22 protein-coding genes are annotated in these 24391 nt (G+C 64.9%); 16 read left to right on the top strand and 6 right to left on the bottom strand.

Annotation, left to right across the window (positions count from 1 at the left end; genetic code table 11):
• The first annotated feature begins 11 nt into the window (after nt 1-11).
• On the top strand, nt 12-488 hold the full coding sequence (locus tag J2W49_RS15670; protein ID WP_310318039.1) for a nucleoside deaminase: 477 nt from the start codon (nt 12-14) through the stop codon (nt 486-488).
• 292 nt (nt 489-780) lie between these two features.
• Here J2W49_RS15670 and J2W49_RS15665 read toward each other — a convergent pair whose 3' ends face one another.
• Nucleotides 781-1800: an aromatic ring-hydroxylating dioxygenase subunit alpha gene (locus J2W49_RS15665; RefSeq protein WP_310318037.1), complete on the bottom strand. Its 1020-nt coding sequence runs from the start codon at nt 1798-1800 to the stop codon at nt 781-783.
• 415 nt (nt 1801-2215) lie between these two features.
• Here J2W49_RS15665 and J2W49_RS15660 point away from each other — a divergent pair, with 415 nt between their 5' ends.
• The 15 genes from J2W49_RS15660 (at nt 2216) to J2W49_RS15590 (ending at nt 17782) form a co-directional block, all read left to right on the top strand.
• Nucleotides 2216-3601, top strand: a complete 1386-nt coding sequence (locus tag J2W49_RS15660) for an amidohydrolase family protein (protein WP_310318035.1) — start codon at nt 2216-2218, stop codon at nt 3599-3601.
• Nucleotides 3602-3676: 75 nt separating this feature from the next.
• Nucleotides 3677-4705, top strand: coding sequence for an ABC transporter substrate-binding protein (locus tag J2W49_RS15655; protein WP_310318032.1), 1029 nt, complete (start codon nt 3677-3679; stop codon nt 4703-4705).
• A gap of 19 nt (nt 4706-4724) precedes the next feature.
• Complete coding sequence (locus J2W49_RS15650) at nt 4725-5705, top strand: isopenicillin N synthase family dioxygenase (RefSeq protein ID WP_310318029.1); 981 nt, start codon at nt 4725-4727, stop codon at nt 5703-5705.
• Complete coding sequence (locus tag J2W49_RS15645) at nt 5702-6136, top strand: VOC family protein (protein ID WP_310318025.1); 435 nt, start codon at nt 5702-5704, stop codon at nt 6134-6136. The genes J2W49_RS15650 and J2W49_RS15645 overlap by 4 nt, the downstream gene beginning before the upstream one ends.
• A 40-nt stretch (nt 6137-6176) precedes the next feature.
• Entirely contained in the window at nt 6177-6833 is a 657-nt protein-coding gene (locus tag J2W49_RS15640) for a TetR/AcrR family transcriptional regulator (protein WP_310318022.1), read from the top strand.
• 184 nt (nt 6834-7017) lie between these two features.
• A complete protein-coding gene (locus J2W49_RS15635) occupies nt 7018-7605 on the top strand; it encodes an NAD(P)H-dependent oxidoreductase (protein ID WP_310318019.1) in 588 nt (195 codons plus the stop codon).
• A 5-nt stretch (nt 7606-7610) separates the two neighbouring features.
• Nucleotides 7611-8906 carry an amidohydrolase family protein gene (locus tag J2W49_RS15630; RefSeq protein ID WP_310318358.1) on the top strand — a complete coding sequence of 432 codons (1296 nt, stop codon included), beginning with the start codon at nt 7611-7613 and terminating at the stop codon, nt 8904-8906.
• Nucleotides 8903-9361: a RidA family protein gene (locus J2W49_RS15625; RefSeq protein ID WP_310318015.1), complete on the top strand. Its 459-nt coding sequence runs from the start codon at nt 8903-8905 to the stop codon at nt 9359-9361. Before J2W49_RS15630 ends, J2W49_RS15625 begins: the two co-directional genes overlap by 4 nt.
• A 36-nt stretch (nt 9362-9397) precedes the next feature.
• The gene (locus J2W49_RS15620) at nt 9398-10252 is read left to right on the top strand and encodes a creatininase family protein (protein WP_310318012.1); all 855 of its coding nucleotides are present in this window, start codon (nt 9398-9400) and stop codon (nt 10250-10252) included.
• Nucleotides 10253-10326: 74 nt separating this feature from the next.
• Nucleotides 10327-11319 carry an ABC transporter substrate-binding protein gene (locus tag J2W49_RS15615; protein ID WP_310318009.1) on the top strand — a complete coding sequence of 331 codons (993 nt, stop codon included), beginning with the start codon at nt 10327-10329 and terminating at the stop codon, nt 11317-11319.
• Between the two features lie 84 nt (nt 11320-11403).
• Nucleotides 11404-12225, top strand: a complete 822-nt coding sequence (locus tag J2W49_RS15610) for an ABC transporter ATP-binding protein (RefSeq protein WP_310318006.1) — start codon at nt 11404-11406, stop codon at nt 12223-12225.
• 80 nt (nt 12226-12305) lie between these two features.
• The gene (locus tag J2W49_RS15605) at nt 12306-13166 is read left to right on the top strand and encodes an ABC transporter permease (RefSeq protein ID WP_405001040.1); all 861 of its coding nucleotides are present in this window, start codon (nt 12306-12308) and stop codon (nt 13164-13166) included.
• 70 nt (nt 13167-13236) lie between these two features.
• On the top strand, nt 13237-14625 hold the full coding sequence (locus tag J2W49_RS15600; protein WP_310317998.1) for an FAD-binding oxidoreductase: 1389 nt from the start codon (nt 13237-13239) through the stop codon (nt 14623-14625).
• A gap of 39 nt (nt 14626-14664) precedes the next feature.
• Entirely contained in the window at nt 14665-15495 is an 831-nt protein-coding gene (locus J2W49_RS15595; RefSeq protein ID WP_310317995.1) for an urease accessory protein UreD, read from the top strand.
• A 595-nt stretch (nt 15496-16090) separates the two neighbouring features.
• Nucleotides 16091-17782: a response regulator gene (locus J2W49_RS15590; RefSeq protein WP_310317992.1), complete on the top strand. Its 1692-nt coding sequence runs from the start codon at nt 16091-16093 to the stop codon at nt 17780-17782.
• 10 nt (nt 17783-17792) lie between these two features.
• On the opposite strand, the gene urtE is transcribed toward J2W49_RS15590, so the two are convergent.
• The 5 genes from urtE to urtA form a co-directional block, all read right to left on the bottom strand.
• Nucleotides 17793-18491, bottom strand: coding sequence for an urea ABC transporter ATP-binding subunit UrtE (urtE, locus tag J2W49_RS15585; protein ID WP_310317988.1), 699 nt, complete (start codon nt 18489-18491; stop codon nt 17793-17795).
• Nucleotides 18492-19103: 612 nt separating this feature from the next.
• Entirely contained in the window at nt 19104-19979 is an 876-nt protein-coding gene (urtD, locus tag J2W49_RS15580) for an urea ABC transporter ATP-binding protein UrtD (protein WP_310317986.1), read from the bottom strand.
• On the bottom strand, nt 19976-21229 hold the full coding sequence (urtC, locus tag J2W49_RS15575; protein ID WP_310317983.1) for an urea ABC transporter permease subunit UrtC: 1254 nt from the start codon (nt 21227-21229) through the stop codon (nt 19976-19978). Before urtC ends, urtD begins: the two co-directional genes overlap by 4 nt.
• Nucleotides 21226-22818 (bottom strand): urea ABC transporter permease subunit UrtB, encoded by a 1593-nt coding sequence (urtB, locus tag J2W49_RS15570; RefSeq protein WP_310317979.1) that lies wholly within the window; start codon nt 22816-22818, stop codon nt 21226-21228. The genes urtC and urtB overlap by 4 nt, the downstream gene beginning before the upstream one ends.
• A 232-nt stretch (nt 22819-23050) precedes the next feature.
• Nucleotides 23051-24343 (bottom strand): urea ABC transporter substrate-binding protein, encoded by a 1293-nt coding sequence (urtA, locus tag J2W49_RS15565; protein ID WP_310317976.1) that lies wholly within the window; start codon nt 24341-24343, stop codon nt 23051-23053.
• Nucleotides 24344-24391 lie beyond the last annotated feature (48 nt).

Raw genomic sequence — 24391 nt, 5'->3', positions numbered from 1 at the left:
TCGTATTTTTTATGCACCACAACCAGATCATTCGCCATCTGCGGCGTGCCAATGATGTGGCGCGTCGGGCTGCTTCGATGGGGCGGCATCCGTTTGGGGCTTTGCTGGTGGCGCCGGATGGTGAGACGGTGTTGGCGGAGCAAGGGAACATCGACACCGTGAAGCATGCGGAGTCGACCTTGGCGCGCACGGCTGCAGACAACTGGCCGGCGGAGTATCTGGCGCGCTGCACGTTGGTGACGACGTTCGAGCCTTGTGCAATGTGCACCGGCACGCTGTATTGGGCGAATATTGGGCGGGTGGTCTACGGAGCCAGTGAAGAGGCGCTGCTGGCGCTCACGGGCAACCATGAAGAGAACCCGACGCTGTCACTGCCCTGCCGGGAAGTATTGGCGAGGGGGCAGAAGAACATTGAGGTGATCGGTCCGGTGCCTGAGCTGGAAGCCGAGATGCTGGAACCTCATCAGGGGTTCTGGGCATCTCGCTGATTGCTCCTCCACATCTTCGCGTCGCTCGCGGCCGCAGGGTACTCTGCTCCGCGGCTGTCCCCCGGACCGGCTGCGCCGGCCCTCCTCCTTTATGCCGCTGCGCAGAGCGCCCTGCACCCGCCAGCTGAAGTGGCATCTGGGTATGCGAACACGCGCCTGCCAAGGAGGTGGGCGGTGATCGGGGTGTCCGGCGCAGCGACATAAAGGAGGAGCCCAGGGCGAAGCCCTGGGCGGGGGACAGTCGCGGAGCTGGACACCCCGGTCGCCGCCCACCGGATCAGCCGGCGCGAATTCAGCGGTGCACCTCCGCTTCCCCCGCCTCCGACAACATCGCCATCAGCTTGCGCCGGATGAGGATGCCAGGTCGGTCGGAGTCCATCGAGTATTCCACCCCCCGCCGCCGCAAATCCACCACCGCGTCGGGGTCGGTGGATTCGAGGATGTCCTTGTCTTCGCGGGTGATCTCTTCGTCGAAGTCGATCAGCAACTGTGCCGGGCAATCGGCTTCGGTGTCGTTGCGGAACAGCCACTGGCAGAGTTGCATGCGGCCATCGTCGATGGGCGTGAACGCGTTGATGATCACGTGGCGCACGCCGCTGGGGTATTCGATGTCCAACCGGCGGGAGAACGGCTGGAAGTAGGCGTTGCGCATGTGGCGCTGGGTGATGGCGTCTTTCACGCCACTGATACGCTGGAATTTCTCCGGGTTGACCGCGTCGATCACGGTCTCGGCGTAGAAGCCGGCCTCGTTTTCGATCAGCTCGTACTTGCTGGGCTTGGGTGAAGCGGCCACACCGAAAGTGGCGCGGTGCACGAAGCTGAAGTGCGAGTTGTCAAACGAGTTTTCCAGCGCGCGCACCGGGCTGGTGTGCCAGGTTTCATAGAACTGGAAGATGGTGCGCCATCCGTCCGCGTCGAATTCCGGAATCACCGGGATGTCCGCCACCGGGTCTTCCAACGCCACCCATGCGTAGCCGTAGCGCGCCACGCAGTGGTAGGCCGGCGTGCCGTAGTCCTTGGGGATTTCGCGGTCGGCACTGTACTGGGGAATCTCGATCACACGGCCGCTGCGGTTGTAGACCCAGCCGTGGTAACCGCACTGGATGTTGCCGTTCTTGCACCAGCCCTTGCTGAGCCTGGCGGTGCGGTGGCAGCAGCGGTCTTTCAGTGCGGCAGGCTCACCATGTTCGTCCAGAAAAAGAACGATGTTTTCACCCAGCAGGGTGAAGGGCTTGGGGCCGTCCTGCAGGTGGCTCAACGGGATGACGGCATGCCAGTGTTTGCGGAAGATGGGCTGTTGGGTGACCAGCATGAAACGCTCCTGAATGAATTGGCTTGAGGGATCTCAAGAGCAATTTCCTGCCCTGCGTGATGCAGGGTGAACGCTTCTACTCTGGGCGTGAATGCTAGCAAAAGACAGGCCATGGCGGTGCACCGTTTTGGCGAGTTCGGGTTGGCATGGCTCCTGCATGCACGCTGAACAAGAGTAGAAGCGTTCAGCGTGGTGCCCCAGTGGCACGTGCCCGGAAATTGCTCTTGTACCGCCCCGTTCTGCCCGCATGGCTGAGCGGGATGGCCACAAGTTGCACGTCCTTGGAGCACCTCATGCATCGCAGCCATTCCTCTGTGCCCGCTCGGTTCAAGGTCATCGACCAGATGACCGTTGCGCACCTGGCGGTGGCTTTGCTCCACGGGCACAGGCCCTGAGTCAGCAGCGCCACATTGCCATGAGCGACTGCCTCATTCAAAACGCCACCGCCGTGCTCACCGGCCTGCCGGAAGAGCGTGCGCGCCTGTCCCAGGGCCGGTGCGATGTGCGCGTGCGCCAGGGCAAGATCACCGCCATGGGAGCGCTGGTGCCCGAACCTGGCGAGGTGGTCCACGACGCCACCGACCGTGTGCTGGCACCCGGCTGGGTCAACACCCACCACCATCTGTTCCAGAGCCTGCTCAAGGGCGTGCCGGCGGGCCTGAATGCACGCCTGGCCGAATGGCTGGCGGCCGTGCCGGTGCGCCACCGCCGCGCGTTCGACCACGAAGCCGTGTTCCGGCTGGCAGTGCGCGTGGGCCTGAGCGAACTGCTGCTCTCGGGTTGCACCACGGTAGCCGACCACCAGTACCACCACTACCCCGACATGCCCTTCGATGCCACGGCCGTGGTGTTTGACGAAGCCGACAGGCTGGGCGTGCGCATGGTGGTGTGCCGCGGTGTGGCCACGCAGGTGCGACAGATCGACGCCACGCCGTCGCCCCAGATCGCGCCCGAACCGCTGGACCTGTTCTTCCGCAAGGTGGCCGACGACGCCACACGCTTCAACGACACGGCGCCCGACGCCATGCGCCGCGTGGTGGTGGCGCCGACCACACCGAACTGGTCCGTCAAGCCGGACGAACTGCGCGAGATCGCACGCTTCGCGCGTTCGCTGCAGTTGCGCATGCACAGCCATTTGTCCGAGACGCCCGACTATGGCCGCCATACCGCCGAGGTGTTCGGCTGCACACCACTGGCCTTTGTGGAACGGCACGAATGGGTGGGGCCGGACGTGTGGTTCGCCCACCTGGTGTGGATGGAAGCCACCGAGCAGCGCCTGCTGGCGCAGAGCGGCACCGGCATGGCCCACTGCCCGCAGTGCAACGCCCGACTGGGTTCTGGCACCGCCCCGGTGGTGGAGTTGCTGCGGCAGGGCGGCAAGGTGTCACTGGGGGTGGACGGCGCGGCGTCGAACGAAGCTGCCGACATGCTGAGTGAAGTGCACATGGCCTACCTGATGCACCGGCTGCGCCATGGCCCAGATGCATTGAGCACCGACGACGTGATGCGCATGGCCACGGCCGGCGGTGCCGAGGTGCTGGGCCTGCCCGGCATCGGCACCATCGAGATCGGCCAGGCGGCCGACTTGGCCAGCTACCGACTGGACAGCATCGCCGCGATCGGTCTGCACGACCCTGGCAGTGCACCGGTGCTGTGCGGCCGCTCGCTACAGACAGACACCGTGTGGGTGGCTGGCAAGCCCGTGGTGCAGCGGGGCGAAATCCCCGGACTGGACCGCACCCGGCTGGCCGCCCACGCGCGCGAAGCCGTACAGCAAATCGTTCAAACCGTGGCGAGCTGAACCCCGCACGCCACACCCCGATTCAACCCCGTCCCTGCCCCGGCAGGCTTGTTCCCTTGAAAGGAGACTTGCACCATGAAACGCCGTTCCCTCCTCTGCGCCTCGGGCGCCGCATCGTTGCTGGCCGTGTCGCCGTTTGTGCGTGCACAAGGATCTCTGCAGAAGTTCAAGTTCAACCTGGGCTGGAAGGTCGAAGCATCAGGCGCGGGCTTCCTGCTGGCGCAGCAGCGTGGCTACTACAAGGACGCAGGCGTTGACGTGACCATCGACACAGGCAACGGCTCCGCAGCGGCCATCAGCCTGGTGGGTGGCGGCGCCTACGACGCTGCGTCTGCAGACCTGTCTTCGATGATCGAGTTCAACCTGGCCAACCCGCAGGTGGCCCTGAAAGCGGTGGCCATGCAGTACGACCTGAACCCGAACGCGGTGATGGTGCGCAAGGATGGCCCTATCAAGAAGCCCGCCGATCTGGCCGGCAAGTCCATCCTGGGTCAGCCATTCAATGCGTCGCGCAAGCTGTTCCCGGTGTTCGCCAAAGCCCAGGGCTTCGATCCCAGCGGCGTGAAGTGGGAAAACGCCACACCCGACATTGGCGACACGCGTTTCGTCAAGGGCGACTTCGACGCCGTGGCCTACTTTTTCTTCACCGGCCTGCTGAACCTGCAGTCCCGTGGCATGGGGCCGGAACAGCTCACCGTGTTCCGCTTTTCTGACCACGGCATGAAGTCGTATGGCAATGGCCTTGTGGCCAATCCCAAGGTGATGAGCGAAAGCCCCGATGTACTCAAGGCCTTCGTGAAAGCCAGCACGCGCGGCTGGATCGAATGTATCGCCGACCCGAAAGCGGGCGCGGCGGCCGTGAAGGCGCGCGAACCCCTGGCCAACGAAACGCTGGAGTTCGAGCGACTGAAGCTGATCGTGGACGGCACGATGAAGACCCCCGACACCCAGTCCAACGGCTGGGGCGCTGCCACCGGTGCACGTCTGCAGGCCACCATTGACGAAACCGTGGCGGCCTTCAACCTCAAGAGCGCGCCCACCGTGGCCGAGTTCTGGACCGACCAGTTCCTGCCCGCCGCCGCCGACCGTCGGCTCAAGGCCTGAACCTCTGGGGGCACGCACCATGGGCATTCCCGTCATCGACCTGAGCGGCGCGCTGGTGCCCGGCGGGCCGCGCTCTGCCGAAGTGGCACAGCAGTTGCGCGCAGCGGCCACGAGCGCGGGCTTCTTCTACATTCGCAACCACGGCGTACCGGCCGATGTGGTGGCGCGCCAGTTCGACATCGCCCGCGAGCTGATGGAGTTGCCGCTGGAGCGGCGCGAGGCGCTGTCCATCCAGCACTCGCCCATCATGCGTGGCTTTGAAGCGCTGGGTGCGCAGACGCTGGACGCCAGTGCGAGGCCTGACCTGAAAGAGAGCTTCTACTGCGGCATGAACTGGCCAGCCGAACACCCCTATGTGCAGGCCGGCCACCAGACCTACGGCCCCAGCCAGTGGCCCGAAGAGCTGCCGCATGCGCAGGCCATCTGCGAGGCCTACATCGACACCATGAACGCGTTGTCGCTGCGGCTCATGCAGTTGCTGGCGCTGTCGCTGGAGCTGCCGGAAGACCACTTCGATGCTGCCTGCAAGGACCCGATGGTGACACTGCGCATGGCGCGCTACCCGGCCCACCCGGAAGGGGCGGACGAGCGCACCTTTGGTGCCGGTGCGCACACCGACTGGGGCGCCGTGACCGTGCTGGCGCAGGACGCCCACGGCGGGCTGGAGGTGCAAATGCCCGATGGCAGCTGGGTACCGGCCACACCCATCGAAGGCTGCTTCGTGGTCAACCTGGGAGACATGATTCCGCGCTGGACCAACGGCCTGTACCACTCCAACCCGCATCGCGTGCGCAACCTGCATTCGGGCGGCGCGCCACGCTATTCCATCCCCTTCTTCTACGAGCCGGAATTCTTTGCGCGCATCGAAGCGGTGCCTGGCACAGTGGCTCCCGGCGAGGCACCGAAGTACCCGCCCTGCACCGCCGGTGAACACCTCAACGAGATGTACCAGAAGACCTATGGCTTGAAGCAAGCCACCGAGCAGACCGAGGCCGCATGAAGCTCTACGTCAATTTGTTCTGCCACGACATCGCGCAGCAGCTGCGCTTCTATCAGGCGCTGCTGGGTCTGGATGAAGCCACACACAGCCGCTCGCCCATCTACTGCGCACTGGCCACGTCCAGCTTCCAGTTCGGCTTTCATGCGCCTACGGCCTACGACCTGCTGAACCTGAGCGGGCGCGCACCGGCCGTGGGTGCGTCGGGTGATGTCACCGCCTATGCCACCTTCATGCTGGAGAGCGCCGCCGCGGTGAGCGAAGCCACGGCGCGTGTGCCGGCCCTGGGCGGGCGCGTGATCAAGGGGCCTTACGCCACCTACTACGGCGAATGGCAGGCGGTGCTGTGCGACCCGGAAGACCATGTGTTCCGGCTGAGCACGGGCGAACTGCCACCCGGCGTCGCGGCGCCTGCGCTGCAACTGCCGCGCTGAACCGGGCCGTTCAGCGGAACACTCACGCTATCCTTCTGTCATGACCGCTCCCGACGACGACACCCTGCCCGACAACCTGGCCGCCAGAGGCAAGCCCGGGCGCGAGCGCATGCTGGCCACCATCCGCGAAGCGGCCATCACCGAGTTCAGCCGACATGGGTTCAAGGGCGCGTCCACCAAGGCCATTGCCGAACGCGCCGGCCTCACCAAGCCGCACCTGCACTACTACATCAGCAGCAAGGAAGAGCTGTACGAAAACCTGCTGTATTCGGTGCTCAACGGCTGGTCGAGTGCGTTCGCGTTTGACATTGAAAGCGACGACCCGAAGCAGGTGCTGAGCCACTACGTGCGCAAGAAGCTGGACTATGCGCTGGACAACCCGGGCCTTTCGCGAATCTTCACCAGCGAGGTGCTGGGTGGCGGGCGCAACCTGGGCCGCTACTGGCCAGTGGCGGTGAAGTCCACCCAGCAGAAGGTGGACGTGATCAACCGCTGGATTGCGGAAGGCCGGCTGCGCGAGCTGGACGCTCGCCTGCTGCTCATGCAGATCTGGGGCATGACCCAGCACTACGCCGACTACGGCGTGCAGGTGCAGGTGATGCTGGGCCTGGGGCCTGATGAACCGCTGGACCGCGAACCCATCGCGCGCGAGCTCACCACATTTGTGCTGATGGGTTGCGGCCTCGCACCAGACTGACGCACGCTTTCCAGCCCCGCGCACCAGCATGCCGTGCGCGGTGCGTCAGCGCGCGTTTGCAGGCCCTGGGAGCGCCCGAAGCGGCCTTGAACGACTCTGAAAAGCCTTTGCGCTCCGTTCATCGGGTTGGCACGGCACTTGCAAAAGTTTGACCAATCGTTCAAACACAGCAATACCCCCTGCCATGCGCGTGCTCGTCATCTATTGCCACCCGGTGGAAACCAGCTACAACGCCGCCCTGCACAGCGAAGTGCTGGCCGGCCTGCGCAGCGCCGGCCACGAGGTGGACGACTGCGATCTGTATGCCGAAGGCTTCAACCCCGTGCTCTCGCGCGAGGAACGCCTGGGCTACCACGAGGTGCCCGGCAACCGCGTGCCGGTGCAGGGCTACGTGGACCGCCTGCTGTGGGCCGAGGCAGTGGTGTTCTGTTTTCCCACGTGGTGCTTCGGCATGCCGGCCATGCTCAAGGGCTTCTTCGACCGTGTGCTCATGCCCGGCGTGGCGTTTGACATCAGCGACCCGCACAACGTCAAGCCTTCACTCACGCACATCAAGCGAATCTCTGCGGTGGTGACCTACGGCCGCCCGCGCTGGACGGCCCTGCTCATGGGCGACCCACCGCGCAAATCCGTCACGCGCTACATGCGCCTGCTCACCGGTGGACGTGCACGGGTGGACTACCACGCCTGCTACCACATGAACGTGGCCACAACGCCGAGGCTGGACGCGTTCCGCAACAAGGTAGGTCGCGCCATGGCCCGCTTCGCATGAACACGATGCACGCCCCCACTCTGCTACAACGCGCACGCCTGCCACGCTGGCTGCTGCCGCCATCCTGGCCCAGCGCCGGATCGCAGCCCGCTCTGGCCGACCTGCACCTGGCCAATGGCCGCGTGCAAAGCGTTCGGCCACACCAGACGCTGGGCGAAGTTTCAGATGAATGCTGGGATCTCAACAGAGCGCTGGTGCTGCCTGGCCTGGTGGACGCTCACACCCACCTGGACAAGGCCTTTACGCTACCGCGCATGGGGGCGGTGCAGCCGGGCTTGCTGGGCGCGATAGAGGCCATGATGGTGGACCGGCGCAGTTGGACGGAAGCCGACGTGCGCGAGCGTGCCGGCCGTGCCCTGCAATGGGCTTATGAAGCGGGTGTGACCCACCTGCGCACCCACTGCGACTGGTGGGAGCCTGATGCGCAGCCGCTGGCCTGGTCGGTCTTGCGTGAGCTGGCCGAAGAATGGTCCGGTCGCATCACGCTGGAGCGTGTGAGCCTGATCCCGCTGCATCTTTACGCCGACCGGGCCACCGCCCAGGCACTGGCCGCCACCGTGACGCGCAGCGGCCGCGGCGCGTTGCTGGGCGGCTTCGTGCATTCCACCAACTGGGACCCGCAGGCCCTACGCCATCTGTTCGAAGCGGCACAGCAGCACGGGCTGAACGTGGACCTGCACGTGGACGAAGAACTCAACCCCGCCGCCTGCGGCCTGGCGACCACCGCATCCATCGTGCAAGACATGCATTTCGAAGGACACGTGGTCTGCGGCCACACCTGCGCGCTGGCCGCCCAGGAAGAGGACGCCGCGTTGGCCACGCTGGACGCGGTGGCGGCCACGCCCATCACCCTGGTCACCCTGCCCATCACCAACCTGTTGCTGCAGGACGCCACCACCGGCCGCACGCCACGCCTGCGCGGCATCACCCTGGTGAAGGAAGCGCGCGAGCGCGGCATTCCGGTGCTGGTGGCCAGCGACAACGTGCAGGACCCGTTCTGCCCGGTGGGCAGCTTCGATCCACTGGAGGCCTTGGCCAGCGGCGTCACAGCGGCGCAACTCGATGCGCCGTTCGACCGCTGGAGTGAAGCGCTGTGCCGCAGCGACTGGCTGCAGCGTGGCCCTGCGAAATTGCCGCTGCAGCCTGGTGACAGCGCCGATCTTCTGTTGTTCACGGCGGCCAACTCCTGGGGCTTTCCTTCGCGTAGCCAGCCGCGTTTGGTGCTGCGCGGCGGCCATGTCATCAGCGGCCCGGTGCCTGCGGCCTGGGTGATCGGTCACTCCAATCAGGAAGTCTCATGAACACATCCGCCGGCATCGCCCAGCCCCTGGCCCGCTACGCCGCATGGCGTCGCGCGGGTGACTTCATCTTCCTGTCCGGCGTGATCGCGGTGAACCCCGCGGCCGGTCGCATCGTGCGCGGCTTTGGCGACATTCCTGCCGATGCCGCCGACCTGATCGGACGCACCGGCGAGTTCAGCAGCGACACCAAGGACGGCCCCATCCTGGCGCAGAGCTGGTACGTGCTCCACAGCATCCGGCAAACCATCGAGGCCGCCGGCGGCCAGATGAGCGACGTGTTCAAGCTGGTGCAGTACTTCAAGCACCTGGACCACTTCCCGCGCTACAGCGGCGTGCGCAAGCTTTTCTTCCCAGGCGAGCCACCGGCCTCCACCGTGGTGGAGGTCAGCGCCATGCTGCCCACGTCCGACATCCTGATCGAAGTGGAAGCCACCGCCTGGCTGCCCCTGCGCTGACCCCACCCATTGCGACCCCCCTTCCGAGAACCGCCCATGCTGCACGGCTACAACCCACCCCACCGCTTCCTGCCCTACCTGAGCTGGACCGAAATCGCCGACCTGCCCGACAAGGCCAACACCGTGATCGTGCTGCCCACCGGCGCCACCGAACAGCACGGGCCGCACCTGCCCTGCGCGGTGGACACGGTGATCGCGGCTGGCGTGATCGGCCACGCACTGGCGCGCCTGCCGGATTCGATCCCGGCGTACGCCATGGCACCCATCACCTACGGTAAGTCCGAAGAGCACCTGCACTTTCCCGGCACCGTCACGCTCAGCGGTGAAACGCTGCTGGCCACCATGAACGAGGTGGGCGAGTCGGTCTACCGCGCCGGTTTTCGCAAGCTGCTCATCGTGAACGGACACGGCGGCCAGCCGCAGGTGATGGAAATGTCGGCCCGCGAGTTGCGCTTGCGTCACGGCGACTTCATCGTGGTGCCCAGTTTCACCTGGCGCGTGCCGCACGTGGCGGGGCAGTACCTGTCTGAAAAAGAAAAGAAGCTGGCAATGCACGCCGGCCATGCCGAGACCGCGCTGATGCTGGCGCTGGCACCCGAGACGGTGCGCATGGACCGCGCGGTGGTGAACTACCCGCCCGCCTTCCCGTCGCCCCTGCTATCGCCCGATGGCCGGCCCGCCTGCGCCTGGAGCGCGCGCGACTTCGGCCCCAGCGGGATCATCGGCGACCCGCTGCCCGCCACACCGGAACAGGGTCTGGCCATTCTGGATTCGCTGGCCGAGAGCTGGGCTGCCGCCATCACCGAACTGCACACCCTGGAATGGGCGCCGCGCGCCGAGCCCACCTGGGGCCGCGCGCAGCACACCGGGCACGTGCAGACCGCACTCTGAACCCTCCCAGTTCCGTTCCTCCCGTTCCACCTGTTCCCGTTGTTCCATTCTTTCCAACCCCACCGGAGCCTGCCATGAAGAAGTCCATCGCTCGTCTCACCACGATCGTTTCCGTCCTGTTGCTGAGCCTGGGTGCCGCCAGCACCGCACACGCACAGGAAAAATTCACCTACATGACCAACTGGTACGCCCAGGCCGAACACGGCGGCTTCTACCAGGCGGTGGCCACCGGCATCTACAAGAAATATGGCCTGGACGTGACCATCAAAATGGGGGGCCCCCAGGTCAACATCGTGCAGATGATGGCCGCCGGCCAGGCCGAATGCGTGATGGGTTCAAGTGACCTGCAGATGATCCAGATGCGCGAAGGCGGCGTGCCCGTGGTCACGCTCGCCGCCGTGTTCCAGAAGGACCCGCAGGTGCTGATCGCGCATGAAGACGTGACCAAGTTCGAAGACCTCAAGGGCAAGACCATCCTGATCGCGTCTTCCGCCCAGCGCGGCTACTGGCCCTGGCTGAAGGCCAAGTACGGCTTCACCGATTCGCAGACCCGCCCCTACACCTTCAACATCCAGCCCTTCGTGGCCGACAAGACCGTGGCCCAGCAGGGCTACCTCACGTCAGAACCCTTCGCCATCGCCAAGGCCGGCGTGAAGGCCAACACGCTGATGTTCAGCGACCAGGGCTACCCCGCTTACGCCACCACCATCTCCTGCATGGAAAAAACCGTGAAGGACCGCGGCACCGCCGTGGGCAATTTCGTGAAAGCCACCATGGAAGGATGGAAGAGCTACCTGGCCGATCCGGCCCCTGGCAACGTCCTGATCAAGAAGGACAACCCCAACATGAGCGACGAGCAGCTCGCCTACAGCGTGGCCAAGCTCAAGGAACTGCAGATGGTCACCGGCGGCGACGCCACCAAGGCCGGCATCGGCATCATCACGCCCGAACGCGCCAAGGCCAGCTACGACTTCCTGGTGGAGACCAAGCTGATCGACCCGGCCAAGGTGAAGATGGAAGAGGCCTACAACACCGCCTTCATCAAGGACGCGAAGGTCATGCCCTGAACCGCCAGCGCCGCTTCAGCCCCACCCCGCCCTGAAACAGCGGCAGACCCTGCGGGGTCAGCCGCCTTCATCGAAAGGCCCGCCATGATCCCCGCCCATGTCCCCGCAGCCGTCCAAGCACCCGTGCCTGCGGTGGAAGTGCTCTCGGTCGAAAAGACCTACCCCAACGGCACGCAGGCCCTGTTGCCGGTGGACCTGCGCATCGAAGAGGGCGAGTTCGTCACCCTGCTCGGCCCTTCCGGCTGCGGCAAGAGCACGCTGCTGAAGATGGTGGCCGGCCTGCTGGAACCCACCGACGGCCGGCTGCACCTGTGGCGCAAGCCGGTGGACCAGCTGGAGGCCAGCGGCAAGAAGATGGCCTTCGTGTTCCAGTCGCCCACGCTCATGCCCTGGGCCAGCGTGCAGGCCAATGTGCGCCTGCCGCTGGACCTGGCGGGCATGCCCAAGGCGCAAGCCAACGCGCAGGTGGAGGAGGCGCTGGCGCTGGTTGGCTTGCCGAAGTTTGCGGGCGACCTGCCCCGGTCGCTCTCCGGGGGCATGCAGATGCGGGTGTCGATTGCACGCGGCCTGGTCACGCAGCCGGATTTGCTGCTGATGGACGAGCCCTTCGGAGCGCTCGACGAGATCACCCGCCACAAGCTCGACGCCGAACTGCTGGACCTGTGGCGCAAGAAAAAACTCACCGTCATCTTCGTCACCCACTCCATCCATGAAGCGGTGTTCCTCTCCACCCGCGTGGTCATGATGGCGGCGCGGCCTGGCCGCGTGGTGGAGGAGTTCCGCATCGACGAGCCCTACCCACGCACGCCGGACTTCCTCGTATCGCCCCAGTTTTCGCGCCACGCCAAGCAACTGCAGGACAGCCTGCTGCGCGCCAGCCAGTCCACCGAGGAGGTGCAGACATGAACACACTGACCGCAGCCGCGCCACCCGACCTGAAGCAGGGTTCATCGACCCACACAAAGGCTAGCGCCGCCGCGCCTCTGATGCCACCACCGCCCACTGAATCGCGTGGCGCGTCGCCGAAACCCCACACCACCCAACCCGCAGCCAAACCCTTGCTGTTCCGGCCCCAGGTGCAGCGCATCGCCTACCCGGTGCTGGTGGGCGTGGTGCTGCTGGTGCTGTGGCAAGGGCTGGTCACTGGCCTGGAGCTGCCTCCCTACCTGGTGCCCTCACCGCTGCTGATGATGCAGACCCTGGTCACCGACTGGGCCACGCTGGGTGGATCGCTGCTGGTCACGGTCAAGATCACGCTGCTGGCCTTTGTGGCTGCCACCGTGGCCGGCGTGCTGATCTCCTTTCTGTTCGTGCAGAGCAAGGCCATCGAGACCGCGCTGTTTCCCTACGCCGTGCTGCTGCAGGTCACGCCCATCGTGGCGGTGGCTCCGTTGATCATCATCTGGGTGCGCGACCCCACCCTGTCGATGGTGATCTGCGCTTCTCTGGTGGCGCTGTTCCCCATCATCAGCAACACCACGCTGGGCCTGCGCAGCGTGGACCCGGACCTGCAGAGCTACTTTCAGCTCAACCGCGCCACCCGGCTGCAGACGCTGATGCGCCTGCGCATTCCCAGTGCCCTGCCCTATTTCTTTGGGGGCTTGCGCATCTCCAGCGGGCTGGCCCTGATCGGCGCGGTGGTGGCCGAATTCGTGGCCGGCACCGGCGGCACCGGCGCGGGCCTGGCCTACCAGATCTTGCAGGCCGGCTTCCAGCTCAACATCCCGCGCATGTTCGCGGCCCTGCTGCTGATTTCGCTGACTGGCGTGGCGCTGTTTGTGGCCATGGCCTGGCTGTCGAAGAAGGCGCTGGGCGGCTGGCACGCCAGCGAAACCTCGCACGACTGAATTCAATCACCCACCGCGCCTTTGCCACGGTGAATGCACCAGGCGGGCCTGCGGCCAACAGGAGCCCACCATGAGTCAACACACCGAATCCGTTCAGCGACTGTCCAGCGAACTGTCTGCACTCGACTGGATCACCGAGCCCCAGCGTCTGGCCCGCCTGTCGCAAGACTTTGCCTGGTTCAGCCCGGTGCTCAAGGAAGCGCTACAGGGCAAGCGCGGCGACATCGCCGTGCGACCCCGCACCGAAGGCGAGATCCGGCAGGTGGTGGCCACCTGCGCACGCCTGTCGATTCCCATCACCGTGCGCGGCACCGGCACCGGCAACTACGGTCAGTGCGTGCCACTGGAAGGCGGCGTGATCCTGGACATGAGCGGCTACAACGCCTTCGGCTGGGTGCGCGACAGTGTGGGCAGGGCGCAGTCGGGCATTCGCCTGTCCGAATTCGACAACCAGGCCCGGCCACACGGCAAGGAGCTGCGCTGGCTGCCCTCCACCTACCGAAGCGCCACGCTGGGTGGCCTGTTCGGTGGTGGCTTTGGGGGCGCGGGCTCCATCAACCACGGCCCGCTGGCCGCGCCGGGCAACATCCTGGCCGTGCGCGCCATGACGGTGGAGCCCGAACCGCAGATCATCGAACTCACCGGCGCAGAAGCCATGCTGCTGCACCACACCTACGGCACCAACGGCATCGTGCTGGAACTGGAAGTGGCGCTGACCACCGCCGTGCCTTGGAGCGAATGCATCGCCACCTTCACCGAATTTGATGCCGCGCTGGACTTTGCCAGCCGTTTCAGCAGTGCTCCTGGCCTGGAGAAAAAAGAGGTGTGCTTCCTGGGCGCGCCCATCCCGGACCACTTCACCGCGCTGGCCGAGTACCTGCCCAGAGGCTGCCACGCCGTGCTGGTGATCGTGGCTCCGCATTCTGAAGCCGGCATGCGGACGATGGTGGCCGAACACGGCGGCCACGTGAGCTACCGCAAGTCCGCCGAAGAGGTGGCGGCCAGCAACAAGACACTGCTTGAATACACCTGGAACCACACCACCCTGGTGGCCATGAAAGTGGACAAGGGGCTCACCTACATCCAGAGCGGTTTCGACCCCACCCGCAACCTGGCGCAAGTGCGCGCGCTGGAGACGCAACTGGCGGGCGAGGTGATGATGCACCTGGAGTTTTTGCGCACCAAAGAAGGCGCTTTCAACTGCAGCGGCCTGCAACTCATCCGCTACACCACCGAAGCGCGACTGAACGAGATCATGCAGATCTACCGCGACCATGGCGTGCAGATCAACAACCCGCACGTGTACATCGTGGAAGACGGCAAGCAGAACAATCTCGACCCGGCGGTGGTGCAGATGAAGCACCGCTTCGACCCGCAAGGCCTGCTCAACCCCGGCAAGCTGCGCAGCTGGATGAAGCCCGACCTTGCCCCGCAAGCCGCTGAACCCGCGACCGCCTGAAGGGCAGGAGACCTTTCGGCGGCCCCGTAAACTCCCCGCATGCCCTGGCACGCCCAACTCCATCTCGACTACCGGCTCGATCAACAACGCACCGTCCTGCAATACAAGCACGACGGCCCCCTGCGCATCCTCAAGAGCCTGTACCCGGAGGGCGATGCCATCTGCCACAACGTGGTGGTGCACCCACCCGGTGGTCTGGTGGGCGGTGACCTGCTGGACGTGACACTGCGCGTGGGCGCGGGCGCACACGCCATGCTGGGCACGCCTGGCGCCACGCGCTTCTATGCGACAGACAACGCCACCACCACCCAGCAAGTCGCCCTCACGCTGGAACCCGGTGCACGGCTGGAGTGGCTGCCGCTCGAAGCCATTGCCTACCCGGGCTGCGACGCACTCAACACCTTGAGCGCCACGCTGGCCGACGGCGCTGAAATGATGGGCTGGGACGTGACCGCACTCGGCCTGCCCCTGGCCAACCAACCCTACACCAGCGGCCGGTTTCGCCAGCGTCTGGAAATGCCCGGCATCTGGCTGGAACAGGCTTGCATCGACGCTACCGATACCCATCTGCTGCGGTCCCCCCTGGGTCTCGCTGGCCAGCGCTGCCTGGGCACCTTCTGGTTCGCCACTGGCAGCGCACTCACCCGGGAACGGCGCGAACACCTGCTGGAAGTGGTGCGTGCCGCACTGCAAGACTGCCCGGAAGATGTGCGAGCCGGAGCCACCTGCCCGAACGACCATGTGCTGGCAGTGCGCGCGGTGGCACCCGTGGTGGAGCCCTTGATGGCTTTGTTCCAGCGCGCATGGGCAGGACTGCGCCCTGCCGCCTGGGGTCTTGGCGCCACGCCGCCGCGCATCTGGAAAGTCTAGGAACACCCCCCTGCGCCGCAGGGCTTCGGCTCCCCCCGCGCCGCCTGCGGCGTCACCCCCCAAGGGGCGATACCAGTCCTCCGGCCAAGCCGGCCCGACGGTATCTCTGGATTCAGTCACCTCGCCCCGGAAGGGCAGTCCGGTCCCGATCCCGCCTTCGCCGTGTGGCCGGGCTGAGCAGCGCAGCGGCGTGGGGATCAGAAATTCGCATGTCCGAAGGCCGCGCAGCGGACAAGTTTGCGAATTTCCCCCACGACGCGAGCAGCGCAAGGAACCCCGAAGGGGCCCGGACTTCGGCTCGCCTTTCTTTGGCCTACCTTTCTTTGGCGAAACAAAGAAAGGTAGGTCGGCCGCCGGGCCGAGACCCGGCCAAACCAAGCCTCCGGAAAAACAAAGCAACCGCGCAGCCCAGCCACGTGTCGCAAGTCACGCTTCGCAAGCTGAACGAGAAGAAAAGGGGCTTTCTGTGTGCTTTTGGATGCATCGGCAATGCCTCAACACAGCAGAATGGCGCCATCCAGCGTGCGAAAGACCGTTCGCATTTGCCAACACACCCCGTCCCTCCCTGTCCAGACCACGCACAGCCCCCAGCCGCATGTTCGTCTCCCCCAACCAGCTCCACGACGCCACTGCGCTGGTGATCGAGGGCAATCCGCAGTCGCGTGCCATTCTGGTGTCGCAGCTGCGCGAGCTGGGTCTGGGCACGGTGGCGCAGTGCTCGCGGCTGAGTGACGCACGGCGCAAGCTGGAAGTGGCCGCCTTTGACGTGGTCATCTGCGAACAGTTCTTCGAGCGCGAATCCAGTTCGGGACAGGACCTGCTGGACGACCTGCGGCGCAACCAGTTGCTGCCGTTCTATACCGTGTTCGTGATGATCACGGCCGAAGCCTCGTACAGCAAGGTCGCCGAAGCCGCCGAGTCGGCGCTGGACGCCTACCTGCTCAAGCCCCACACCGGCGCCAAGCTGTACGACCGCATCCTGCAGGCGCGGCTGCGCAAACGCGCCCTGCACGACATCTTCACCGCCATCGACGCACAGGACTTCGAGCTCGCCAGCAACCTGTGCATGGAGCGATTCGAGTCACGCAAGCCGTTCTGGCTCTACGCAGCCCGCATCGGCGCCGAGTTGCTGCTGCGCAATGGTCGCGTGGCCGATGCACAGGCGCTGTACGAAGCCGTGATCGAGGCCAAGACACTGCCCTGGGCACGTCTGGGTGTGGCACGTGCCCAGTTGGAAGCCGGGCAGACCACGCGCGCCGTCGGCACGCTGGAGAGCCTGATCCAGGACGACGCCGGCTATGTGGATGCCTACGACGTGATGGGCCGCGCGCAGTTCGAGTTGGGCAACTTCCAGAACGCGCTGTCCACTTTCAAGATGGCCACCACGCTCACCCCCGCGTCGATCAGCCGCCTGCTCAAGCACGGCATGCTGGCCTACTTCACCGGTGAGCGCAGCGAAGGCCTGGAGCTGCTCGACCGTGCGACCCGCATCGGGCTGGACTCCAAGATGTTCGATCCGCAAGCCGTGGTGCTGATCGCCTTCGCGCGACTCGACAACAACGACCAGCGCGGCCTGGCGCGCTGCGTTGACCAGCTCACGCGACTGCACGAACGCGCCTGGGAGCCCGAACGCCCCAAGCGCCTGCTGGGCATCGCCCAGACGCTGGCGGCGCTGCAAGCGAGCCAGACCACGCAGGTGCTGAACGACGTGCGCGACATGGTGCGGGGCATCTACGATCCTGGCTTCGACTTCGAGGCCGCCTGCAACCTGCTGGGTCTTTTGGCGCGTCTGGCTGCACGCTCGACGCCGATCGAAGACATGACATCGCCAGTCGACGCCATGGGCATGCGCTTTTGCACCAGCCGCGCCATGACCGAGCTGCTTGCCTGCGCCGCCAACGGCAACGCCGACTTCAGCGAACGCATCCGCAAGGGCCATACGCAAATCCTGAAGATCACCGAACAGGCCATGACGCTGACGCTGAAGGGCAATCCACAGGGCACCGTGGTGCAACTGCTCACAGAGAGCGAACGCACACTCAACGCCAAGCTGGTCGAGTCGGCCTACCAGGTGCTCCAGCGCTACGCCGAACGCATTCCGAACGCAGTTGAACTGCGCGAACGCATCGACGGCCTGCGCGCCAGATTCGACACCGGTGCACCCCATGCCCGTCTGGGCGAAAACACCACGGCCGGCACGGCGCCCGGCGCTGTCTCACTGCCCACGCGCTACAAGCCCGGCAAAGCGGAAGGCGAAGCGGCGGACGAAGACGAATACGTGCGTTGAGCCGCTGTGCTCAGATCGCCACCAGCTGGCGCACCCCTTTGGCCTGCATTTCACTGCCCGGCCCGCTGGCGATCACTTCGCCACGTTCCATCACCACATAACGGTCGGCCAGTTCTTCGGCAAAGTCGTAGTACTGCTCCACCAACACGATCGCCATGTTGCCACGATCGGCCAGCATGCGAATGACCTTGCCGATGTCCTTGATGATGTTGGGCTGGATGCCTTCGGTGGGCTCATCCAGGATCAACAGCTTCGGCCCAGCTGCCAGGGCACGCGCAATCGCCAGTTGCTGCTGCTGGCCACCAGACAAGTCACCGCCCCGGCGACCCAGCATCTGCTTGAGCACCGGGAACAGCTCGAACAGCTCAGCAGGAATGGGCGTGCTGCCCTTCTTGTAAGCCAGTCCCATGAGCAGGTTCTCCTGCACCGTGAGCCGCCCGAAGATCTCCCGCCCCTGCGGCACAAAGCCCACCCCCATGCGGGCGCGCTCGTAGGGCGTGGCCTTGTCGATGGCCACACCATCGAGCGTGATGCTGCCGCTTTTGATGGGAACCAGACCCATGAGCGATTTGAGCAGCGTGGTCTTGCCCACACCGTTTCGCCCGAGCACCACGGTGACCTGGCCGAGTTCGGCTTGCAGGCTGACGTTTCGCAGGATGTGGCTGCCGCCGTAGTACTGGTTGATGTCTTTGGCTTCTAGGAGGCTCATCTTGTGCTTCTCCGGCTGGTGGGTTTGGCCGGGTCTCGGCCCGGCAGCCGAGGCACTTTTCTTTGCTTCGCCAAAGAAAAGTGCCCAAAAGAAAGGCGAGCCGGATGCGCTGTCCCTACGCTTCGCTTCGGGCACACTGCGTTGCTCGGTCCGGGCGGGGTCTGCGCAAACTTGTCCGCTGCGCGGCCTTCGGACATGCGCAGCCCTGATCCGCCCGGCCCTGCGCTACTCGCCAGCGCATGACGGCGGAAGGCGGGAGCGGGGACATTTCCTTCGGATGCTTGGTTGGCGTGGCCCCTCACCCCAGCCCTTCCCCCAGAGGGGCGAGGGCGTGAAGTCACGGCTCGCGCGAGGGGGAGTCCGCTCCCGCTTGTGCCGTGTGGCCGGGCTGAGCAGCGCAGCGGCGTGGGGAGCAGAAATTCGCATGTCCGAAGGCCGCGCAGCGGACAAGTTTGCGAATTTCCCCCACGACGCGAGCAGCGCAAGGAAGCCCGCAGGGCCCCGGACTTCGGCTCGCCTTTCTTTTGCCTTCTTTTCTTTGGCGAAGCAAAGAAAAGAAGGTCGCCCGCCGGGGCGAGACCCGGCCAAACCAACCCTCCGGAGAGAACAGAGTCAACGACCAAGATAAACCTCAATCACCCGCTCATCCGCCTGCACCTCATCCAGGGTGCCTTCAGCCAAAACAGACCCATCACACAACACCGTCACCTTCTCAGAAATGGTGCGAATGAAGCTCATGTCATGCTCCACCACCATCAAAGAATGCTTTCCCTTGAGCGACAGGAACAGCTGCGCCGTGCGCTCGGTCTCCTCATCGGTCATGCCAGCCACCGGCTCATCAAGCAGCAACAGCTTGGGGTCCTGCATCAGCAGCATGCCGATCTCCAGCCACTGCTTCTGCCCATGGCTGAGGTTGCCAGCCAGGCGCGCAGCGCTGTCAAGCAGGTGAATGGTCTGCAGCACCTCGCCCAGCCGGTCCTTCTCTTCACCGGTGAGGCTGAACACCATGCTGTGGCGCACGCGCTTGTCGGTGGCCAGGGCGAGCTCCAGGTTTTCAAACACGCTAAGCTGTTCGAACACAGTGGGCTTCTGGAACTTGCGGCCAATGCCCAGGGCGGCGATCTCCGCTTCGCGGTAGCGCAGCAGGTCGATGGTGCTGCCGAAGAACACATGGCCTTTGTCGGGCCGCGTCTTGCCGGTGATGATGTCCATCATCGTGGTCTTCCCCGCGCCGTTGGGACCGATGACGCAGCGCAGCTCACCAGGCGCGATGTCCAGCGACAGGCCGTTGATGGCCTTGAAGCCGTCGAAGCTCACATGCACGTCTTCCAGGTAAAGGATGCGCCCGTGCGTGGTGTCCACTTCGCCGGGCGCGTGCACCCGGCCGTAGCCGGCTGATCGACCACCGGATTCCGTGAGACCGGTGGCGGTCACGCCACGGGCCTTTTGCAGACGCTGCGCCCCTGCATCCATCAGATCCGGGGTCATGCCTGGGCTCCCCTGGGTGTGGCCGTGGGTGGCTGGGGTTGTGCTTCATGCGGTGGCAACACCACAGATGCGGGCCGCTCAGCCGCTTGGACCTTGGGTGAACGAGCACCCAGCTTGCCTCGCATCGTTTTCACCAGACCCACCACGCCCTGCGGCATGAACAGCGTCACCACGATGAACAAGCCACCCAGGAAGTACAGCCAGTATTCTGGAAAGCTCACCGTGAGAAAGCTCTTGGCGCCGTTGACGATGAAGGCACCGATGATGGGGCCGATCAAGGTGGCCCGGCCACCCACGGCTGCCCAGATGGCGATCTCGATGCTGTTGGCCGTGCTCATTTCCCCGGGGTTGATGATGCCCACCTGCGGGACATAGAGCGCGCCAGCCACGCCACACATCACGGCCGAGATGGTCCAGATGGTGAGTTTGTAGGGCAGCGGGTTGTAGCCGCAGAACATGACCCGGCTTTCGGCATCACGCACCGCCTGCAGCACGCGACCGAACTTGCTGTTGACCAGCCAGCGCGCCCACAAGAAGAAGCCCAGCAGCGTGAGGCCGGTGAGCACGAACAGCGTCATGCGCATGCTCGGTGTGGCCAGCGGTATGCCCAGAATGCGCTTGAAATCGGTGAAGCCGTTGTTGCCACCAAAGCCGGTCTCGTTGCGGAAGAACAGCAGCAGCGCCGCAAAGGTGAGCGCCTGCGTGATGATGGAGAAATACACGCCCTTGATGCGCGAGCGGAAGGCGAAGTAGCCGAACACGAAGGCCACCAGCCCCGGCACCAGCACGATCAGGATCAGTGTGGCGATGAAGCTGTCACTCAACGCCCAGTGCCAGGGCAGTTCCTTCCAGTCCAGGAACACCATGAAGTCGGGCAGCTCGCTCTTGTAGTTGCCGTCGAGCCCGATCTGGCGCATGAGGTACATGCCCATCACGTAGCCACCCAGCGCAAAGAACAGGCCGTGCCCCAGGCTGAGGATGCCGGTGTAACCCCAGATCAGGTCCATGGCCAGCGCACAGATGGCGTAGCACATGATCTTGCCCAGTAGGCCCACCATGTAGTCGCTCAGGTGGAAGGCGCTGTCTGCCGGCACCAGCAGGTTGAGCGCAGGGGCCAGGGCGCACACCACCAGCAGTGCGACGATGAAAGTGCTCCAGCCGGTGCGGGTGAGCAGCGGGCCGGGACTGGGGAGCGAGACCGATCCCGTTGGCACAGCACCCACGGGCGTGTTGGCGTTCGTGCCGCTCATGCTTCCCTTCCCTTCATGGCGAAAATCCCCTGCGGACGCTTCTGAATAAAGATGATGATGAAGACCAGCACCGCGATCTTGGCCAGCACCGCGCCGGCCCAGCCTTCGATGAACTTGTTGAGCACGCCCAGGCCCAGTGCGGCGTACACGGTGCCGGCAATCTGCCCCACGCCACCCAGCACCACCACCATGAACGAATCCACGATGTAGCTCTGTCCCAGGTCGGGGCCCACGTTGCCGATCTGGCTCAGCGCACAGCCGGCCAGGCCCGCAATACCCGAACCCAGCGCGAACGCGTAGGTGTCGATGCGCGCCGTGTTCACACCCATGCACGATGCAATGGGGCGGTTCTGAGTGACGCCGCGCACGAACAGGCCCAGCCGGGTCTTGCCGATCATCAGCGTCACGCCCACCAGCACCACCACCGCGAAGCCGATGATGATGATGCGGTTCCAGGGCAGCGTAAGGTTGCCCATGAGAGTGATGCTGCCGCTCATCCAGCTCGGGTTTTCCACGCCCACGTTCTGCGCGCCGAACAGGCTGCGCACGCCCTGCATCAGCACCAGCGAAATACCCCAGGTGGCCAGTAGCGTTTCCAGCGGGCGGCCGTACAGGAAGCGGATCACGGAGCGTTCCATGGCCGCGCCCACCAGCGCAGAGGTGATGAACGCAATCGGCATGGCCACCAGCAGGTACCAGTCGAACATCTCGGGGAACATCTGCTTGAACGCCACTTGCACCAGCCAGGTGGCGTAGGCACCAATCATGATCAGCTCGCCGTGCGCCATGTTGATGACACCCATGAGGCCATAGGTGATGGCCAGCCCCAGTGCGGCCAGCAACAGGATGCTGCCCAGGCTGATGCCGGTGAAACCTTCGGCCAGCACGTTGCTGAACATCAGCGAGCGCTCCAGCGACTTCAGCGACTGGCCCAGCGCGGTCTTCACGCTCTCGCTCTGTTCCCGTTCAATCTGAGCCATCAACAAGGGCCGCACGATGGCCTGCCGTGCTTCACCCAGCTTTTCAGCGGCGGCCAGGCGCTGCGTCTCGTCGTCGCTGTCGAGCAGCACAGCGGCCTGCGCCAGTTCCAGTATCTGCCGCGCCTGTGGGTCCAGCTCGCCGGCCAGTGCCTTGTCGATCAGGGGCAGCTGTTCAATGTCGGGTTCGTCGAAGGCGCTGCGCTGCAAAGTGCGCGCGGCCTCACGCTGGCGCTGCGGCCCAGCATCCAGCAAGTCCAGCCCGGCCAGCGCGGTTTCCAGCGCGCCACGCAGGCGGTTGTTCAGGCCTACTTCCTGCGCTTCGGCAGGCAGCGTGGCAGGCTCTCCCGTGACCGCATCGGTGACGACATCGCCATCGACCAGGTACACACGTTCCTCATGCAGCCGCGCATTCTGCGCAGCCATGGCGCGAATCAGCGCAGCAGCCCGCGCATCCGGCGCCACCGTCAGGCGCTGCAAGGTCTCCACCCGGTCACTCGCACTGCCCTCCACCAGAGCCAGCGCATCGGCAGGCGTGAGCGCCTGCGCCAGGTTCGCGCCCATGCACAGCGCAAAACACAGCCCAAGCGCCCGCAGCCAATACATCTTCATGTCAGTCCTTCACCAGTCAGCAAGCCGCGCACAGAGATCACAAGAAGCAAGACAAAACCGAGCGCCCTACACGCCTGGCTGAAGGTGGTTCAACTCACCAACAGGCACGCAGGGAGCGCAGGGTCTCCCGTCAAGGGACACCAAGGGTCCGGCTCTGCCGGCCCAAGGTGTCGCCACCCTCCAAGCCGAAGGCGCAAGAGAGGGGGGTCGCGCGAAGCGCGGCGGGGGGTGCTTACATCTTGCTCGCTGGCTCGTCCTTCTTCCCCTTGTTCTCAGGAATGAAGGGGCTCCATGGCTGTGCCTTGACCGGACCAGGCGTCTTCCACACCACATCGAACTGGCCATCTGCACGCACTTCGCCGATGAACACGCTCTTGTGCAGGTGGTGGTTCTTTTCGTCCATCTTGCTCACGATGCCGCTGGGTGCGGTGAAGGTCTGGCCGGCCATGGCGGCAATGACCTTGTCGGTGTCGGTGCTCTTGGCTTTTTCCACGGCCTGCTTCCACATGTTGATGCCGATGTAGGTGGCTTCCATCGGGTCGTTGGTCAGCGGCTTGTCCTTGTGGCCGGCAATGCCCTTGGTCTTGGCGTAGTCGGCCCACTTCTTGGAGAACTCGGTGTTGGTCGGGTTCTTGATCGACATGAAGTAGTTCCATGCGGCCAGGTGGCCCACCAGCGGCTTGGTGTCCACGCCACGCAGTTCCTCTTCACCCACGGAGAACGCCACCACGGGCACGTCGGTCGCCTTCAGGCCGGCGTTGCCCAGTTCCTTGTAGAAGGGCACGTTGGAGTCGCCGTTGATGGTGGAGACCACGGCCGTTTTCTTGCCGGCGCTGGCGAATTTCTTCACGTTGGCGATGATGGTCTGGTAGTCAGAGTGACCGAAGGGGGTGTACTCCTCCATGATGTCGGCATCGACCACGCCCTTGCTCTTGAGGAAAGCGCGCAGGATCTTGTTGGTGGTGCGGGGGTACACGTAGTCGGTGCCCAGCAGCACGAAGCGCTTGGCCGAACCGCCATCCTTGCTCATCAGGTATTCCACGGCGGGAATGGCCTGCTGGTTGGGTGCGGCACCGGTGTAGAACACGTTCTTGCTCAGCTCTTCACCTTCGTATTGCACGGGGTAGAACAACAGGCTGTTGAGTTCTTCAAACACCGGCAGCACCGACTTGCGCGACACGCTGGTCCAGCAGCCGAACACCACGGCCACCTTGTCCTGCGTGATCAGCTGGCGGGCGCGTTCGGCAAACAGCGGCCAGTTGGAAGCGGGGTCGACCACCACGGGTTCCAGCTTCTTGCCCATCACGCCACCCTTGGCGTTGATCTCTTCAATCGCCATCAGCACCGTGTCCTTGAGCACGGTTTCCGAAATGGCCATGGTGCCCGAGAGGCTGTGCAGCACACCGACCTTGATGGTCTCCTGTGCGTGAGCCGGCAGGGCCGTGAGGCCACCGAGCGTGACGGCCACGGCGGCGGCCGAAAGGGTCTTGAGGGTAAAACGGCGAGCGTTTTGGGTTGTCGACATGGCGCTTCTCCAGTGTTCCAGGGGGTCCCGTGAGGGGTTGGTATTGGC

Origin of the sequence: Hydrogenophaga palleronii, assembly GCF_031457455.1 — a bacterium.
In the GTDB taxonomy this organism is placed as follows: Bacteria; Pseudomonadota; Gammaproteobacteria; order Burkholderiales; family Burkholderiaceae_C; genus Hydrogenophaga; species Hydrogenophaga palleronii_A.
This window is presented reverse-complemented; position numbering and strand designations above follow the sequence as displayed.

What these genes read in the sequence shown, in the direction of transcription:
- J2W49_RS15625 (WP_310318015.1), top strand. Translation starts at nt 8,903, where the DNA reads ATGAACACATCCGCCGGCATCGCCCAGCCCCTGGCCCGCTACGCCGCA.
- J2W49_RS15645 (WP_310318025.1), top strand. Translation starts at nt 5,702, where the DNA reads ATGAAGCTCTACGTCAATTTGTTCTGCCACGACATCGCGCAGCAGCTG.
- J2W49_RS15670 (WP_310318039.1), top strand. Translation starts at nt 12, where the DNA reads ATGCACCACAACCAGATCATTCGCCATCTGCGGCGTGCCAATGATGTG.
- J2W49_RS15600 (WP_310317998.1), top strand. Translation starts at nt 13,237, where the DNA reads ATGAGTCAACACACCGAATCCGTTCAGCGACTGTCCAGCGAACTGTCT.
- J2W49_RS15655 (WP_310318032.1), top strand. Translation starts at nt 3,677, where the DNA reads ATGAAACGCCGTTCCCTCCTCTGCGCCTCGGGCGCCGCATCGTTGCTG.
- urtB (WP_310317979.1), bottom strand. Translation starts at nt 22,818, where the DNA reads ATGAAGATGTATTGGCTGCGGGCGCTTGGGCTGTGTTTTGCGCTGTGC.
- J2W49_RS15650 (WP_310318029.1), top strand. Translation starts at nt 4,725, where the DNA reads ATGGGCATTCCCGTCATCGACCTGAGCGGCGCGCTGGTGCCCGGCGGG.
- J2W49_RS15595 (WP_310317995.1), top strand. Translation starts at nt 14,665, where the DNA reads ATGCCCTGGCACGCCCAACTCCATCTCGACTACCGGCTCGATCAACAA.
- J2W49_RS15620 (WP_310318012.1), top strand. Translation starts at nt 9,398, where the DNA reads ATGCTGCACGGCTACAACCCACCCCACCGCTTCCTGCCCTACCTGAGC.
- J2W49_RS15615 (WP_310318009.1), top strand. Translation starts at nt 10,327, where the DNA reads ATGAAGAAGTCCATCGCTCGTCTCACCACGATCGTTTCCGTCCTGTTG.
- urtE (WP_310317988.1), bottom strand. Translation starts at nt 18,491, where the DNA reads ATGAGCCTCCTAGAAGCCAAAGACATCAACCAGTACTACGGCGGCAGC.
- urtC (WP_310317983.1), bottom strand. Translation starts at nt 21,229, where the DNA reads ATGAGCGGCACGAACGCCAACACGCCCGTGGGTGCTGTGCCAACGGGA.
- J2W49_RS15635 (WP_310318019.1), top strand. Translation starts at nt 7,018, where the DNA reads ATGCGCGTGCTCGTCATCTATTGCCACCCGGTGGAAACCAGCTACAAC.
- J2W49_RS15610 (WP_310318006.1), top strand. Translation starts at nt 11,404, where the DNA reads ATGATCCCCGCCCATGTCCCCGCAGCCGTCCAAGCACCCGTGCCTGCG.
- J2W49_RS15665 (WP_310318037.1), bottom strand. Translation starts at nt 1,800, where the DNA reads ATGCTGGTCACCCAACAGCCCATCTTCCGCAAACACTGGCATGCCGTC.
- J2W49_RS15630 (WP_310318358.1), top strand. Translation starts at nt 7,611, where the DNA reads ATGCACGCCCCCACTCTGCTACAACGCGCACGCCTGCCACGCTGGCTG.
- urtA (WP_310317976.1), bottom strand. Translation starts at nt 24,343, where the DNA reads ATGTCGACAACCCAAAACGCTCGCCGTTTTACCCTCAAGACCCTTTCG.
- urtD (WP_310317986.1), bottom strand. Translation starts at nt 19,979, where the DNA reads ATGACCCCGGATCTGATGGATGCAGGGGCGCAGCGTCTGCAAAAGGCC.
- J2W49_RS15660 (WP_310318035.1), top strand. Translation starts at nt 2,216, where the DNA reads ATGAGCGACTGCCTCATTCAAAACGCCACCGCCGTGCTCACCGGCCTG.
- J2W49_RS15605 (WP_405001040.1), top strand. Translation starts at nt 12,306, where the DNA reads ATGCCACCACCGCCCACTGAATCGCGTGGCGCGTCGCCGAAACCCCAC.
- J2W49_RS15640 (WP_310318022.1), top strand. Translation starts at nt 6,177, where the DNA reads ATGACCGCTCCCGACGACGACACCCTGCCCGACAACCTGGCCGCCAGA.
- J2W49_RS15590 (WP_310317992.1), top strand. Translation starts at nt 16,091, where the DNA reads ATGTTCGTCTCCCCCAACCAGCTCCACGACGCCACTGCGCTGGTGATC.